The organism is Kangsaoukella pontilimi (genome assembly GCF_009830125.1).
GTDB classification, from domain to species: domain Bacteria; phylum Pseudomonadota; class Alphaproteobacteria; order Rhodobacterales; family Rhodobacteraceae; genus Kangsaoukella; species Kangsaoukella pontilimi.
The window spans coordinates 1,317,956-1,332,133 of the sequence record NZ_WUPT01000001.1 but is presented as its reverse complement, the minus strand read 5'-3'; the positions used below and the strand labels follow the sequence as shown (position 1 = coordinate 1,332,133).

The following is a 14,178-nucleotide window of genomic DNA, read 5'->3' as shown; positions in this document are numbered from 1 at the left end:
CACCTGTCGGTCCGTCAACTGTCCGTGCGGCGTGGACAGGCGTGCGCCCTTGGGCTAGGAGGCCGGTGCGATCTGAAAGGGGCATGGCATGACGAAGAACGGGCTCACATATGCCGAGGCGGGCGTCGATATCGACGCCGGGAACGCCCTTGTGGAGCGGATCAAGCCGGCGGCGAAGCGAACGGCGCGGCCCGGCACGATGTCAGGGCTTGGCGGTTTCGGGGCGCTGTTCGATCTGAAGGCGGCAGGCTACAGCGACCCGGTGCTGGTGGCGGCCACGGACGGCGTCGGCACCAAGCTCAGAATTGCGATCGACACCGGAGAGGTTGCGGGCGTCGGCATCGACCTTGTGGCGATGTGCGTGAACGACCTGATCTGTCAGGGTGCCGAGCCGCTGTTCTTTCTGGACTATTTCGCCACCGGCAAGCTGAACCTGGACGAGGCGCAGGCGGTGATCGAGGGCATCGCTGAGGGCTGCCAGCGTGCTGGCGCCGCTCTGATCGGGGGTGAGACCGCCGAGATGCCGGGGATGTACGAAGCCGGTGATTTCGACCTTGCCGGTTTCGCGGTGGGCGCGATGGAGCGGGGGCGGATGCTGCCCGAAGGCGTGACCGCAGACGACGTTCTGATCGGCGTTGCAAGCAGCGGCGTGCACTCGAACGGCTATTCGCTGGTCCGGCGGATCGTCGAGCGGTCGGGACTCGGCTGGTCGGACGCTTGCCCATGGACCGACCAGACGCTCGGGCAGGCATTGCTGACACCGACCGAGATCTACGTGAAGGGCGCGAAGGCGGCCCTCGATGGCGGCGGACTTCATGCGCTCGCGCATATCACCGGCGGCGGCCTGACCGAGAACCTGCCGCGCGTCCTGCCGGATGGCCTTGGAGCCGAGATCGACCTTGGTGCGTGGGAACTTCTACCCGTCTTCAAATGGTTGGCGGCCGAAGGCGGCATGGATCAGCCGGAGATGCTGAAGACCTTCAACTGCGGCATTGGCCTGATAGCCGTGGTCGATCCGTCCAGCGCCGATGCGGCCGAGAACGCATTCCGCGAGGCGGGTCACGACACGGTCCGGATCGGACGGATCGCCGAGGGGCAGGGCGTCGCGTACACGGGTTCGCTTTCTTGAAACGTGTTGCCATCCTGATCTCAGGGTCCGGCTCCAACATGGAGGTTCTGGCGCGGGATATGGCGGGCGATCATCCGGCGCGCCCGGTCGTGGTTCTGTCGAACCGCCCCGGCGCGGGCGGCCTTGCCAAGGCCGAGGCGCTTGGCATTCCGACCGAGGTTGTCGATCACACCCTGTACAAGGGCGATCGCCCGGGCTTTGAACGCGCGCTCTCCGAGGCGCTGGCGCGGCATGCGCCGGACATCATCTGCCTGGCCGGATTCATGCGCATTCTGACGCCCGACTTCGTGGGGCGGTGGGCGGGACGGATGCTGAACATCCACCCGTCGCTTCTGCCGAAATACCGGGGTCTCGACACCCACGCGCGCGCCATCGCTGCGGGCGACACCCAGGCGGGTTGCACCGTCCATGTCGTCACCGGCGATCTCGATGACGGCCCGATCCTCGGGCAGGCGCGCGTCCCGATCGAACCGGGCGACACGACCGAAACGCTGGCCGCGCGGGTTCTGGTCGAAGAGCACAGGCTTTATCCAGCCGTCCTACGCCGCTTTGCCTCGGACGACATGACGCCGGTCATCTTGCCCGCCGGGGCCTAAAGCCCTATCACGGGCAGACTTTGGACCCGAGCAGCCCGACCTGATGATCACGATCACGACACCCGACGCCCTTGCCGCCTTCTGTGACCGCGCGGCGAAAGCCCCATATGTCACCGTCGACACCGAATTCCTTCGGGAGCGGACATACTACTCCAAGCTCTGCCTCGTGCAGCTTGCCATCCCCGGCGATGCGGAAGAGGACGCGGTCCTCGTCGATCCGCTGGCCAAGGGCATGTCGCTCGACCCGCTGTACACGCTTCTGGCTGACCGGAACGTGGTCAAGGTGTTCCATGCCGCGCGGCAGGACCTTGAGATTTTCTACATCGAAGGCGGCGTGATCCCCGAGCCTCTGTTCGACACGCAGGTCGCGGCGATGGTCTGTGGCTTCGGCGAGCAGGTCGGTTACGAAACGCTGGTCCGCAAGATCGCCAAGGCGCAGCTCGACAAGAGCTCGCGCTTCACCGACTGGTCGCGCCGGCCGCTGACCGATGCGCAGAAGACCTATGCGCTGGCCGACGTGACCCATCTGCGCGTGATCTACGAATACCTCGAGGCCGAGCTGGCCAAGTCCGGCCGCCGCGAATGGGTGGAAGAGGAACTGGCGGTTCTGACCGATCCCGAGACCTATATCGTCCGCCCCGAAGAGGCGTGGATGCGGGTCAAGACGCGCACCAATTCGGGCCGCTTCCTGGCGGTCGTCAGGGAACTGGCGCGCTTTCGCGAGGATTTCGCGCAATCGCGGAATATTCCGCGCAGCCGCGTGATGAAAGACGACGCGCTTCTCGAACTGGCCTCAAGCCGTCCGGCAAGCCTGCAGGACCTGTCGCGGTCGCGGCTTCTTCTGAGGGACGCGCGGAAAGGTGAGATCGCGGAGGGCATTCTCGAGGCCGTCCGCCTCGGCATGGAAGTTCCCGCCGAGAAACAGCCCAAGCCCGACCGCTCGCGCGACAAGCTGCAGGTCAATCCGGCGCTGGCGGATTTGCTCAGGGTGCTGCTCAAGGCGAAATCGGAAAAGCTGGGCGTCGCGCAGAAGCTGATCGCCACCGCGTCGGAACTGGACGAGATTGCGGCAGGCCAGCGTGACGGCGCAGCGCTGAAGGGCTGGCGGAAGAAGGCCTTTGGCGACGACGCGCTCAGGCTCTGCGATGGCAAGCTGGCGCTCAGGGCCAACGGCCAGTCGGTCGACGTTTTCGAGGTTTGAACGGCCCTAACGCCGGATCGTCCTGCCGTTGATTGCACCGATGACGCGGACTTCCCGCGTCGTGGCCAGCGTAATGTCCGACACGAACCGCCCCACGATCACTTCGCGCGACTGCTCGGTCGAGGCGCGGGTCCGCGTCCGCGGCGGGCGGGCCCGGAAGGCGAATGTCAGAACGCCGTCCACGGGCTGTCCTCGTGTCTCGGAGACCAGTGCGGCATCGTGCCAGCCCTGTTCCGGCGGCAGACCGGTTGCGCGGATGATGGCGCCGCCCGGCGTCCGCTCGATCGTCAGCGACGAGATCACGGGCATCAGCGGGCGGGTGTCGCTATCGACGGGCAGGGCGATATCCGCGACGGTCTCGGTTTCCTCGTCGCTGCCGAACCAATTGAACGGGTTCAGCCTGCTTTCGCCCAGACCGCACCCCGCAAGGGCCAGCCCCGCGATCCCAAGTGTCAGAACCTGTCGTCTTTTCATCCCGTCCCTCTCGGTCGTTCCCCCTTGCTAGCGCATCGCGCCGTCTGGCGGAATCGTAAAAACGCGGGCGCTGGACCTTTGCGCGCGGTCGTTTTAGGTCTCGCTCAGACTGGAGGGCGCCATGGCCACTGAGGCTTTCGAAGACATCGCGGACACGTTCGACTTTCTCGATGATTGGGAGGACCGCTATCGCCATGTCATCGACCTGGGCAAGGCGATGCCGCCCCTGGACGAAGGGTTGCGTGTTCCCGCCACGAAGGTCGAAGGCTGCGCGAGCCAGGTCTGGCTTGCCCCCGAGATTGACGGTGCCGGGCCGGGCGCCGTGATCCGCTTCCGGGGCGACAGCGACGCCATGATCGTGCGCGGCCTGATCGCCATCCTGATCGCGCTGTACAGCGGTCTGACGGCGGACGAGGCGCTGAAGGTCGATGCGCCCGCCGAGCTGGGACGTCTTGGTCTGAACGACCACCTGTCTTCTCAGCGGTCGAACGGCCTCAGCGCCATGGTCCAGCGGGTCCGCGACCTGGCGGAGGCTGCCAGCAAGGCGTAGCGCCGGACCAAGCGGGCGGGCGCAAGAGCCGCCGTAGTTCCACCGCAGATCAGTGCGATCCAGAGCGTCAGCGCGCCGTCTTTCGGCGGCGGTGGTGGCGCCGTAACGTGATGCTGCGCGAAAGAGCCGAACGCGGCAGCGAAGACCTCACGCGTGACAAAGGCAGGGCCGGCACCCGACGGCGCAGTGATCGCCGACGCCGCCTCTGTGGGCGCAAGCGTCGCGGCGTGAGATGGCGGCGCCGCAAGGCAGGCAGCCAGACAGAACAAGGAGTGTCGAAGGGTCAGGGGCATCGGGGGCTTTCGGTCCGCGTTTGGCGGCACAGTCGCCCGGAAGCCTTAATGTCGTGTTAAGCCTGACCATCCCCTGCAAAGCGCAGAAGTGTGCGTTCCAGATCGCCATACCCTGTCTGTCGTCGCTCGAAGATGAGGCCAAGGCGCGCGGCCGCCTCTTCCGCCTTCTCCGTCAGGTCCGGGTCATCGGTCTGTGCCTGATAGACCAGCTTCTCGTAATGCCCGAAATAGGCATCCCTCAATTCGGGATGACGGTCCAGGCCCAATGGCTCCCACACGAAGGCGTCGAACTGACGGGCGAGGAAGTCGGTTAGGTAGAAGGCGGTGAACTCGTCCTCGGCGCGTGCGGCAAAGGCCTCTACCCCCTCGAAGAAGGCGTAGCAGTGGGCACCCGGCAGCATCTCGACCCCCATCTCGGCCGCCGCTCGCTCCAGCCCGCCGCCGGTGCCGCAATCTCCGTAGCCGATGAAGATGCGCCGGTACCGCCCCTCTGCGGCCTCTACCGCGTCGCGAAGCGCTGGGACAATCCGGTCGGGATGGTTATGGAGGATCGCGGGCAGGCACTGAAGATCGACGTGATTCAGCCCGTTCAACCTCAGAACCGCGAGAATCTCGCGCGCGAGCGCGCCGCACGCGATCACGAGGACGCGTCCGCCCGCCTTGGCGTTCAGCCCGTCATAGGTGAGTGTCCGGTCATTGGGCAGGGTCGTCATGTCGAGCGCGTCCTCTGCCATTCTTTGGGTCCGGAAAATCCCGGGGGAGCGCCCGGCACGGGCGCGGGGGCAGCGCCCCCTTCCACCCCTTATCCGGCCGCGAGCTGGTTGTGCTTCCGGGCGATGAATTCCTTGGCTGTCTCCACCGCCACAGCCGCGTCACGGCAATAGGCGTCGGCGCCGATCGCCTTGCCGAATTCCTCGTTCAGCGGGGCGCCGCCCACCAGGATGATGTAATCGTCGCGAATGCCCTCGGCCTTCATCGTGTCGATAACAACCTTCATGTAGGGCATCGTCGTGGTCAGCAGGGCCGACATCCCGAGAATGTCCGCCTCTTCGCTCTTGAGTGCCTCGAGATAGGACTCGACCGCGTTGTTGATACCCAGGTCCACGACTTCAAAGCCTGCGCCCTCCATCATCATCGAGACCAGGTTCTTGCCGATGTCGTGAATGTCCCCCTTGACCGTACCGATCACCATCTTGCCCATGCGGGGCGCGCCGGTCTCGACGAGGAGGGGCTTCAGGATGGCCATGCCTGCCTTCATCGCGTTCGCGGCCAGAAGAACTTCGGGCACGAAAAGGATTCCGTCCCGGAAATCGCGCCCGACGATGGTCATGCCGCCCACCAGCGCTTCGGTCAGGACCTCATACGGTTCCCAGCCACGTTCCAGCAGGATGTTCACACCCTCTTCGATCTCTTCCTTCAGACCGTCGTAAAGGTCGTCATGCATCTGAAGAACGAGCTCTTCATCTTCGAGCTCGCTGAGGATGATATCGTCGTCCTGATCGTCGGACATGTCGTCGTTCCTTCAAAGGGCGCCGCCGCTAGCGGGCAACACATGACTGAGCTTTTGCCACGAAAGCGCCCGGACACTTGGGCATTTGCGACACAGGCCGCTGTTTCCGCGACCTTTAGCGGTGAAACGGCGCAGAGGCTAATGAAGATTTCGCGGGACATTCTTCGCTTTCGCTCATGTTGCAGGACGTCTGCAGACGAGGGGTGAGGTGTTTCGGGATTGCATATGTTCACTTTTTGTTCCATTTTGCGCAGTACCATGACGTCCCCTGACAGACACCCGGACTTTGGCGCGCGCGGCCGCGCGGCGCGGACGAACCGTCCCGGCCGGTTCGAGCGCCACGACCGCGAGGCCGTTTCCGATGGCTGGGACATCCCCGAGGACGTGCCCACGCTTAGAACCACGGTCGACCTTGAGCGGCCAAGAAGCGTCATTACGCGGAATGCCTCGCCGGATGTGCCCTTCGACCGGTCGATCAATCCTTACCGGGGCTGCGAGCATGGCTGCATCTACTGCTTCGCCCGGCCCACGCACGCCTATCTGGGCCTGTCGCCGGGTCTCGATTTCGAGACCCGCCTGATCGCCCGGCCTGAGGCGCCCGAGGCGCTGGTGCGGGAGCTGCGCGCGAAGAGTTACCGGCCCGCCGTCATCGCCATAGGCACCAACACTGACCCTTACCAACCTATTGAAAAGACGCATCAGATCATGCGCCGTATCCTTAAGGTGCTGCGGGATTTCCGGCATCCGGTCGGCATCGTCACCAAGGGCAGCCTGATCGAGCGTGACATCGATATCCTGTCGGACATGGCGCGGGTCGGGCTGACCCATGTGGGGATCAGCGTCACGACGCTCGATCCCGAGGTTTCGCGCGCGATGGAGCCGCGCGTGCCAGCCCCCGCGCGCCGCCTTCAGACCATCCGGAGACTGTCCGACGCCGGCATTCCGGTGCGGGTGATGGTGGCGCCCGTGGTGCCCGCGCTCACCGATCACGAGCTTGAGGCCATTCTTGAGGCCGGCGCAAAGGCTGGCGCTCAGGCCGCAAGCTGGGTCATGCTGCGGCTTCCGCGCGAGGTGTCGGAGTTGTTCCGCGAATGGGTCGAAGAGCAGTTTCCCGACCGTGCGGCGCGGATCATGGGGCGGGTCAGGTCGCTTCACGGGGGGCGGGACTATGACCCGGAATGGGGAAAGCGGATGACGGGCGAAGGGCCGTTCGCTGATCTGGTCCGGCACCGCTTCGCCGTCGCCACGCGGCGTCTGGGGCTTGACCAGCCTCTGACGCCGCTCAGAACCGACCTTTTTCGACCTCCGCCGCAAGCGGGAGATCAACTGAGCCTCTTCTGACGGCGTTCCAAATTCCTGCCGCATTCGCGCTTTAGGGTCGCCGCGAAAGGAAGTCTGTCATGAGTCCCGCCCTGATCGCCGCCAGTCTTTGGGCCATCGCCGCCACCGTCGTGGCCTTGCTGCCGATGCGCTGGCAATACCCGCCTGGAATAGCGCTTCTGATCGCCGCGCCGGTCCTGTTGGGGTGGATCGCGATGCTGCACGGCGTCGTCCCGATGCTGGTCGGCACTCTCGCCTTCCTGTCGATGTTCCGTAACCCGCTGAAATATCTTGCGTACAGGGCCATGGGAAAACCGTGGGAGGGGCCGGCGTGAATTTTTCGCTGATTGCCGCCTTCGGCTGGCTCATCGTGGCCAATGTCACTGGCATGATCCCGTCGCGCTACAAGCACTGGCCGCAGGCCTATGTCCTGATCGCGCTCGGGCTGCCGATCCTCGTCTGGGTGGTCCATGACAACGGACCATGGGTCGCGCTTGCCGTGTTCCTTGGCGCCTGTTCCGTCCTGCGCTGGCCTGTCAGGTATCTGCTCCGCTGGTGCATGGCCCCGTTCCGGAAAACGGCTTGCGACAGCGGCCAGGGCGGCTGACACTGATCCGATGGAAGACCTGCGGAACATGGTTTCGGACTTCATGGCGCTGCCCCCGGCATCCAAGGGCATCATCTTCGGGGCCGTTGCCCTGATCGCCATGCGGTGCTGGCTGGGCTATATCGGGGCCTGGCCGTCCCGCCGCGACGGGGGCGGCGACGCGGGAGGCTCCTACGGCGGGGATGGTGACGGCGGCTGCGACTAGCGCGGTCGGGCGTTCCGAATTGTCTAAGCAACCCGCAAGTGCTAGCCCGCATCCATGACTGATGTTGCGGATATTGAGGTGCGCGGGCGGCTGACGCCTGACTACGACCTTTCGGGGCTGACGTGGCTTCGCGTGGGCGGGCCTGCCGACTGGCTGTTCCTGCCCGCCGATCGCGATGACCTGTCCGCGTTCCTTGCCGCCTTGCCGCCGGACGTGGCGGTCTTCCCGATGGGGGTCGGCTCGAACCTGATCGTGCGGGACGGCGGCTTGCGGGCCGTGGTCATCCGGCTGGGCCGCGCTTTCGCCGGGATCGAGATAGACGGCAATCTGGTCCATGCGGGGGCCGCCGCGCTTGACGCTCACGTCGCGCGAAAGGCGGCAGAGGCCGGGCGCGACCTGACCTATCTGCGCACGATCCCCGGTGCCATTGGCGGCGCGGTGCGGATGAACGCGGGCTGCTATGGTACGTATACCGCCGACCGTCTGGTCGAGGTCGAGGCTGTGACGCGCTCGGGCGAGGTCGTGACGATTCCGGCCGCCGATCTGAACTTCCGCTACCGGCAAAGCGATCTGCCCGAAGGCTGCGTTCTGACCCGCGCCACTTTCGACGCCCCCGAGGGCGACCCGGAGGCGTTGGCCGCAACGATGGAGGCCCAGCTTGCAAAGCGCGACGCCACCCAGCCTACCAAGGCGCTGACGGCAGGCTCCACGTTCCGAAACCCGGCAGGGTTCAGCTCGACCGGACGAGCCGATGACGTGCATGACCTGAAGGCTTGGAAAGTGATCGACGACGCCGGCATGCGCGGCGCGCGCCGGGGCGGGGCGCAGATGTCCGAGATGCATTCGAACTTTCTGGTGAATACCGGCGGCGCGACGGCGGCCGATCTGGAAGGTCTGGGCGAAGAGGTGCGGGAAAGGGTTCTCTCGCATTCGGGAATCAGATTAGAATGGGAAATCATGAGGGTCGGCGAACCGGCCCCTGAGGCAGAGTAAAACCAAGAGGGCCGCAAACGGCTCTTCGACAAGAAAGACAAGGCGGGAATGTCGAGCAGGGCATCCCCCAAGGTTGTGGTCCTGATGGGCGGCCCCTCGGCAGAGCGCGAGGTGTCTCTGTCATCAGGGTGCGAATGCGCGGCAGCCTTGCGGGAAACAGGACTTTACGAGGTGATCGAACTGGACGCCGGAGCGGACCTTGCCCGGCGTCTTGAAGACCTGCGTCCCGACGTCGCCTTCAACGCGCTTCACGGTCGCTGGGGCGAGGATGGTTGCGTGCAGGGCATTCTCGAGTGGCTCCGCATTCCCTATACCCATTCCGGCGTTCTGGCCTCGGCCCTTGCCATGGACAAGGAGCGGACGAAGGACGTCTTTCGAAGTGCCGGCATCCCGGTGACCGAGAGCGTCGTGCGCAGCAAATCCGAGATCGCTGCCGGGCATGTGATGAAGCCGCCCTACGTCATCAAGCCCCGAAACGAGGGGTCGTCGGTCGGCATTTACCTCGTGCTGGAAGGAGCGAACGGCCCGCCGGCCATCGCCGAGGACATGCCCGACAGGCTCATGGTCGAGACCTATATTCCGGGCCGCGAACTGACGACGAGCGTGATGGGCGACCGGGCGCTTGGCGTGACCGAGATCCTGACTGACGGCTGGTACGACTATCACGCGAAATACGCGCCCGGCGGGTCGCGGCACGTGGTCCCGGCGGAGATCCCCGACGAGATCACCGCGCTCTGCGAGGAGTACGCGATCCGCGCGCATGAAGTTCTGGGCTGCAAGGGGGTGAGCCGGACGGACTTTCGCTGGAATCCCGATCTGGGCGCTGACGGGCTTGTCGTGCTTGAAATCAACACCCAGCCGGGCATGACGCCGACCTCTCTGGTGCCGGAGCAGGCAGGGGTCAAGGGGATCGGTTTCCCCGAGCTCTGCCGCTGGATGGTGGAGGATGCCTCATGCGACCGATGAAGGACCCGGCACCGTCGCGGATGGCATATCGCATGAACCGGCTGATGCTGACGCCCCGGTTCAGGCTGTTCCTGCGCTATGGCTTGCCGGTTCTTCTGATTGTGGCGGGTGTCTCCATCTGGGCCTCGGACGAGGCGCGCCGCGATGCGTTGGCCGAGCGGGTGGCCGAGCTCCGCCGGCAGGTGGAGGAACGCCCGGAATTCATGGTCCGCATGATGGTGGTCGAGACCGGCTCGCCCGAAATCGAGGCCGAGGTGCGCGACATCCTGCCTGTCGACTTTCCCGTGTCGTCTTTCGACCTGGAACTGGACACGCTTCGCGAAGCGGTCGAGGAAATCGACGCCGTCGCAAGCGCCAGCGTGCAGATACGGGGCGGCGGCGTGCTTGCCGTCACCGTGGTCGAGCGGGTTCCGGTGGCGGTCTGGCGCCGCGCGACCGGTCTTGTTCTCGTCGATGCCGAGGGGCATCGGGTTCAGCCGCTGGACGCCCGCGCCGACCGTCTGGATCTGCCGCTGATCCTTGGGGCTGGCGCCGGGGCCGAGGTGGCCGAGGCGCTGGAGATCATCGAGGCGGCCGCACCCGTCACGGAGCGTTTCCGCGCGCTCCGCCGCATGGGCGAGCGTCGCTGGGACGTTCTGCTCGACCGGGATCAGATCATTATGCTGCCCGAAGACGACGCCGTTACCGCGATGAAGCGCGTCATGGCGCTGGACCATGCGCAGGATCTCTTGGCGCGGGACATTGTGGCGATCGACTTCCGCAACCCGCGCCGCCCCGTTCTGCGCCTTTCGGACGCGGCCATGCAGGAAAACCTGACAACAAGAACAAGAGTCTATGAGGCAGTAGTCGAATGACCGATCTTTATGAAAGCCAGCGCGCCATGCGCGCGATGCGGCGTGCGGCGATCCAGCGCGGTGTAGTGGCGATCCTGGATGTGGGCACGTCCAAGGTGGCCTGTCTGATCCTGCGTTTCGACGGGACCGAACATGTGCTTGCGGGCGACGGCATCGGCGCCATGGCCGGCCAGACCAAGTTCCGCGTGATCGGTGCGGCGACGACGCGGTCTCGGGGCGTGGAACTGGGCGAAAGCTGCGCCATTCAGGAGACAGAGCGCGCGATCCGTACTGCCGTGCAGGCCGCGCAGAAGATGGCGAATGTCCGCGTGGACCATGTCATCGCGTGCCTCTCGGGGGGGCAGCCGCGCTCTTATGGTCTTGCAGGCACGGTTCTGGTCGATGGCGATGTGGTGCGTGAACACGACGTGGCCCGCGCGCTTGCCTCCTGCGAGGTGCCGGATATCGGGCCGGGCCGCGAGGTGCTCCATGCTCAGCCGGTCAATTTCGCACTCGACCATCGCTCGGGCCTGATCGACCCCCGCGGGCAGATCGGGCAGCGGCTGGCCTGCGATATGCACATGCTGACGGCGGATACCGCGGTTCTGGAGAACCTGATCTATTGCCTCAAGCGCTGCGATCTCGAACTCGCGGGGCTGGCGTCGTCGGCCTATGTCTCGGGCATGTCTGCGCTGGTCGAGGACGAGCAGGAGCTCGGCGCGGCGTGCATCGACATGGGCGGCGGGACCACGGGTCTGTCGATCTTCATCAAGAAGCACATGATCTATGCCGACGCCGTGCGTCTTGGCGGCGATCACGTGACGCAGGACATTTCGAAGGGGCTTCAGGTCTCGATGTCCGTGGCCGAACGGATCAAGACCTTCCACGGCGGCGTGGTGGCCACCGGCATGGACGACCGCGACCTGATCGAGGTGGGCGGCGAGACCGGCGACTGGGAACATGACCGCCGCACGGTCAGCCGCGCCGAACTGATCGGGATCATGCGTCCACGCGTCGAGGAAATTTTGGAAGAGGTGCGCGCGCGGCTCGATGCGGCAGGGTTCGAGTACCTGCCGTCGCAGCAGATCGTGCTGACCGGCGGTGCCAGCCAGATCCCAGGTCTGGACGGTCTTGCGCCGAAGATCCTCGGGCAGGGGGTCCGGATCGGCCGTCCGCTTCGCGTACAGGGTCTTCCGCAGGCGACCACCGGCGCGGCCTTCGCCAGCGCGGTCGGGCTTTGTCTGTTCGCGGCGCATCCGCAGGACGAGTGGTGGGATTTCGAGATGCCCATCGACCACGGCGCGGCGCGGTCGTTCAAACGCGCGGTCCGCTGGTTCCGGGACAACTGGTAAGGGTGGCGGTGCGCCGCGGAGACGGAAAAAGAACAGGCGACGGGGCGAGGCGAATCTGCTAAGTTATCCACAAGGCCCGGAAAGGGCGGGACAGAGGCAGAGCAGCCTTTCCAAATCGACGAGATTCAACGCCCGGTTGCGCGCGCAATCCGGGTTTTGAACCCAAATACGTGAGCTTTTTGGGGTAGGCCCTTGATCGAACACACGATCTTGCGGCTGCGCGGATATGCAGAGGTCTGATGACAAAAATCTGCCATATTTTGCGTTTTGCGCCTCGAATCGGGGTGACCTCGCGTCTGACGCGCGGTAATGTGCCCCTATCCAGCAGGCGGCCCTAAGGGCCGTAGAAAAACGCCCCGGCCCGGGGGAGCGATAACAGCAGGCGGACAGAGTAATGACATTGAATTTGACCATGCCCAGCCATGAAGAGCTGAAGCCCAGGATCACCGTTTTCGGGGTCGGGGGGGCTGGCGGCAACGCCGTCAACAACATGATTGAAAAACAACTTGAGGGCGTCGAATTCGTCGTCGCGAACACTGACGCGCAGGCGCTGCAGCAGTCGGTCGCCACGACCAAAATCCAGATGGGTGTCCGGGTTACCGAAGGACTTGGCGCCGGGGCGCGCCCTTCGGTTGGCGCCGCCGCCGCCGAGGAGACCATCGAGGAAATCGTCGACCAGCTTGCCGGCGCGCATATGTGCTTCATCACCGCCGGCATGGGCGGCGGCACCGGGACCGGCGCCGCTCCGATCATCGCGCAGGCCGCACGTGAACTCGGCGTCCTGACCGTCGGCGTTGTCACCAAGCCCTTCCAGTTCGAAGGCGCCAAGCGGATGCGTCAGGCGGAAGAGGGCGTCGAAGCCCTGCAGAAGATGGTCGATACGCTGATCATCATTCCGAACCAGAACCTGTTCCGCCTCGCCAACGAGAAGACGACCTTCACCGAGGCGTTCTCGATGGCCGACGACGTACTCTACCAGGGCGTCAAGGGCGTGACCGACCTGATGGTGCGTCCGGGCCTCATCAACCTCGACTTCGCGGATGTCCGCGCCGTGATGGACGAGATGGGCAAGGCCATGATGGGCACCGGTCAGGCCGAGGGCGAGGACCGCGCGATCCAGGCTGCCGAAAAGGCGATCGCGAACCCGCTTCTGGACGAGATCAGCCTGAAGGGCGCGAAGGGTGTCCTGATCAACATCACCGGCGGCTACGACCTGACGCTATTCGAGCTGGACGAAGCAGCCAACCGCATCCGCGAGGAAGTGGACGCAGACGCCAACATCATCGTCGGCTCGACGCTGGATACGGGCATGGAAGGCATGATGCGCGTCAGCGTCGTTGCGACCGGCATCGACGCTGCCGTATCCCATGGCGAACCGCCGGTGCAGCGCCGCTCGCTGGCCGAGCCGCTGGCCCCTGCGGCAGCCGCGCCCGCCGAGCCGGCACCGGTTCCGGCCGAGCGGACAGTCGCCGCAGAAGCCGCGCCGCAGCAGCCCGCCGCTCAGGCGCCGCAATACGCCCCGGTGGAAGAACCGAGCCTGTTCGAGGATCTCGACACGCCCGCCGCTGCTTCCGACGACCTGCCGCCGCCGGCCTATCAGCCCGCTCCGGCCTATGCTCAGGAACAGGCGCCTCAGCCCGAAATGACGTTCGTGCCGCAGGCCGCTGCGCAGCGTCCCGCGCCAGGTACGCCGACGCCCGAGGCGCTTGCCCGTCTCGAGCGCGTCACTGGACGTGCGCCGGGTTCGATGCAGGGCCACGTTCCGGGCGCCGCGCGTGCTCAGGCGCCGCAGGGCCAGCCGCAGGCCGGGGGCGAGCAGCGTCCGCGCTTCGGCATCAACAATCTGATCAACCGGATGTCCGGCGCTGGCGGTCATGGCGGCGACGCCCGCCCTCAGACGGCCCGCGCCCAGCCTCCGGTGGCCCGTGCGGAACCGGTCGAGGAAAACTCGCCCGAGCAGGAACGGATCGAGATTCCGGCCTTCCTCCGCCGTCAGGCCAACTGACGTCACGTCACAAATACCGTAGAATTGGGCCGGTTCTTACCGGCCTTTTTCTTTTGTTTTCAGTTATTTATACAAGGTTACGCCGCAGAGCGGCATCAATCCGCCGAAATGTAACATTCATGTTTCAGACTGTTGCAATGATTG

The 14,178-nt window shown here is 65.4% G+C and carries 16 protein-coding genes; 13 read left to right on the top strand and 3 right to left on the bottom strand.

Features of this window, described 5'->3' with window-relative positions; all coding sequences use genetic code 11:
• The first annotated feature begins 88 nt into the window (after positions 1-88).
• The 3 genes from purM to rnd are packed head-to-tail and all read left to right on the top strand — an operon-like array spanning position 89 to position 2,926.
• Positions 89-1,129, top strand: coding sequence for a phosphoribosylformylglycinamidine cyclo-ligase (gene purM, locus GQ651_RS06595; protein WP_160763386.1), 1,041 nt, complete (start codon positions 89-91; stop codon positions 1,127-1,129).
• A complete protein-coding gene (gene purN / locus GQ651_RS06590; RefSeq protein ID WP_160763385.1) occupies positions 1,126-1,725 on the top strand; it encodes a phosphoribosylglycinamide formyltransferase in 600 nt (199 codons plus the stop codon). Before purM ends, purN begins: the two co-directional genes overlap by 4 nt.
• Before the next feature lie 43 nt (positions 1,726-1,768).
• Positions 1,769-2,926: a ribonuclease D gene (gene rnd / locus GQ651_RS06585; protein WP_160763384.1), complete on the top strand. Its 1,158-nt coding sequence runs from the start codon at positions 1,769-1,771 to the stop codon at positions 2,924-2,926.
• A gap of 6 nt (positions 2,927-2,932) precedes the next feature.
• Here the strand turns inward: rnd and GQ651_RS06580 are convergent, their stop codons facing one another.
• A complete protein-coding gene (locus GQ651_RS06580; protein ID WP_160763383.1) occupies positions 2,933-3,400 on the bottom strand; it encodes a hypothetical protein in 468 nt (155 codons plus the stop codon).
• 121 nt (positions 3,401-3,521) lie between these two features.
• Between GQ651_RS06580 and GQ651_RS06575 the strand changes: the two genes are divergently transcribed.
• The gene (locus GQ651_RS06575; RefSeq protein WP_160763382.1) at positions 3,522-3,950 is read left to right on the top strand and encodes a SufE family protein; all 429 of its coding nucleotides are present in this window, start codon (positions 3,522-3,524) and stop codon (positions 3,948-3,950) included.
• A 349-nt stretch (positions 3,951-4,299) separates the two neighbouring features.
• On the opposite strand, the gene GQ651_RS06570 is transcribed toward GQ651_RS06575, so the two are convergent.
• Both GQ651_RS06570 and GQ651_RS06565 read right to left on the bottom strand, forming a co-directional pair.
• Positions 4,300-4,977: a DUF1638 domain-containing protein gene (locus tag GQ651_RS06570; protein WP_406565447.1), complete on the bottom strand. Its 678-nt coding sequence runs from the start codon at positions 4,975-4,977 to the stop codon at positions 4,300-4,302.
• A gap of 68 nt (positions 4,978-5,045) precedes the next feature.
• A complete protein-coding gene (locus GQ651_RS06565; RefSeq protein WP_160763381.1) occupies positions 5,046-5,753 on the bottom strand; it encodes a corrinoid protein in 708 nt (235 codons plus the stop codon).
• Positions 5,754-6,011: 258 nt separating this feature from the next.
• Here GQ651_RS06565 and GQ651_RS06560 point away from each other — a divergent pair, with 258 nt between their 5' ends.
• The 9 genes from GQ651_RS06560 (at position 6,012) to ftsZ (ending at position 14,034) form a co-directional block, all read left to right on the top strand.
• A complete protein-coding gene (locus tag GQ651_RS06560) occupies positions 6,012-7,094 on the top strand; it encodes a PA0069 family radical SAM protein (protein ID WP_227257977.1) in 1,083 nt (360 codons plus the stop codon).
• Positions 7,095-7,153: 59 nt separating this feature from the next.
• Positions 7,154-7,408 (top strand): DUF2484 family protein, encoded by a 255-nt coding sequence (locus GQ651_RS06555; RefSeq protein WP_160763379.1) that lies wholly within the window; start codon positions 7,154-7,156, stop codon positions 7,406-7,408.
• On the top strand, positions 7,405-7,680 hold the full coding sequence (locus tag GQ651_RS06550; RefSeq protein ID WP_160763378.1) for a DUF2484 family protein: 276 nt from the start codon (positions 7,405-7,407) through the stop codon (positions 7,678-7,680). Before GQ651_RS06555 ends, GQ651_RS06550 begins: the two co-directional genes overlap by 4 nt.
• A 10-nt stretch (positions 7,681-7,690) precedes the next feature.
• Entirely contained in the window at positions 7,691-7,885 is a 195-nt protein-coding gene (locus GQ651_RS06545; RefSeq protein ID WP_160763377.1) for a hypothetical protein, read from the top strand.
• 54 nt (positions 7,886-7,939) lie between these two features.
• Positions 7,940-8,878, top strand: coding sequence for a UDP-N-acetylmuramate dehydrogenase (gene murB, locus GQ651_RS06540; protein ID WP_160763376.1), 939 nt, complete (start codon positions 7,940-7,942; stop codon positions 8,876-8,878).
• 48 nt (positions 8,879-8,926) lie between these two features.
• Positions 8,927-9,844 (top strand): D-alanine--D-alanine ligase, encoded by a 918-nt coding sequence (locus tag GQ651_RS06535; RefSeq protein ID WP_160763375.1) that lies wholly within the window; start codon positions 8,927-8,929, stop codon positions 9,842-9,844.
• Entirely contained in the window at positions 9,832-10,698 is an 867-nt protein-coding gene (locus tag GQ651_RS06530) for a cell division protein FtsQ/DivIB (RefSeq protein WP_160763374.1), read from the top strand. Before GQ651_RS06535 ends, GQ651_RS06530 begins: the two co-directional genes overlap by 13 nt.
• Positions 10,695-12,029: a cell division protein FtsA gene (gene ftsA / locus GQ651_RS06525; RefSeq protein WP_160763373.1), complete on the top strand. Its 1,335-nt coding sequence runs from the start codon at positions 10,695-10,697 to the stop codon at positions 12,027-12,029. The genes GQ651_RS06530 and ftsA overlap by 4 nt, the downstream gene beginning before the upstream one ends.
• Positions 12,030-12,423: 394 nt before the next feature.
• A complete protein-coding gene (gene ftsZ, locus GQ651_RS06520; RefSeq protein WP_160763372.1) occupies positions 12,424-14,034 on the top strand; it encodes a cell division protein FtsZ in 1,611 nt (536 codons plus the stop codon).
• Positions 14,035-14,178: the final 144 nt, after the last annotated feature.

What these genes read in the sequence shown, in the direction of transcription:
- murB (WP_160763376.1), top strand. Translation starts at nt 7,940, where the DNA reads ATGACTGATGTTGCGGATATTGAGGTGCGCGGGCGGCTGACGCCTGAC.
- rnd (WP_160763384.1), top strand. Translation starts at nt 1,769, where the DNA reads ATGATCACGATCACGACACCCGACGCCCTTGCCGCCTTCTGTGACCGC.
- GQ651_RS06545 (WP_160763377.1), top strand. Translation starts at nt 7,691, where the DNA reads ATGGAAGACCTGCGGAACATGGTTTCGGACTTCATGGCGCTGCCCCCG.
- ftsA (WP_160763373.1), top strand. Translation starts at nt 10,695, where the DNA reads ATGACCGATCTTTATGAAAGCCAGCGCGCCATGCGCGCGATGCGGCGT.
- GQ651_RS06565 (WP_160763381.1), bottom strand. Translation starts at nt 5,753, where the DNA reads ATGTCCGACGATCAGGACGACGATATCATCCTCAGCGAGCTCGAAGAT.
- GQ651_RS06580 (WP_160763383.1), bottom strand. Translation starts at nt 3,400, where the DNA reads ATGAAAAGACGACAGGTTCTGACACTTGGGATCGCGGGGCTGGCCCTT.
- purM (WP_160763386.1), top strand. Translation starts at nt 89, where the DNA reads ATGACGAAGAACGGGCTCACATATGCCGAGGCGGGCGTCGATATCGAC.
- GQ651_RS06575 (WP_160763382.1), top strand. Translation starts at nt 3,522, where the DNA reads ATGGCCACTGAGGCTTTCGAAGACATCGCGGACACGTTCGACTTTCTC.
- GQ651_RS06535 (WP_160763375.1), top strand. Translation starts at nt 8,927, where the DNA reads ATGTCGAGCAGGGCATCCCCCAAGGTTGTGGTCCTGATGGGCGGCCCC.
- GQ651_RS06570 (WP_406565447.1), bottom strand. Translation starts at nt 4,977, where the DNA reads ATGGCAGAGGACGCGCTCGACATGACGACCCTGCCCAATGACCGGACA.
- GQ651_RS06560 (WP_227257977.1), top strand. Translation starts at nt 6,012, where the DNA reads ATGACGTCCCCTGACAGACACCCGGACTTTGGCGCGCGCGGCCGCGCG.
- ftsZ (WP_160763372.1), top strand. Translation starts at nt 12,424, where the DNA reads ATGACATTGAATTTGACCATGCCCAGCCATGAAGAGCTGAAGCCCAGG.
- GQ651_RS06555 (WP_160763379.1), top strand. Translation starts at nt 7,154, where the DNA reads ATGAGTCCCGCCCTGATCGCCGCCAGTCTTTGGGCCATCGCCGCCACC.
- GQ651_RS06530 (WP_160763374.1), top strand. Translation starts at nt 9,832, where the DNA reads ATGCGACCGATGAAGGACCCGGCACCGTCGCGGATGGCATATCGCATG.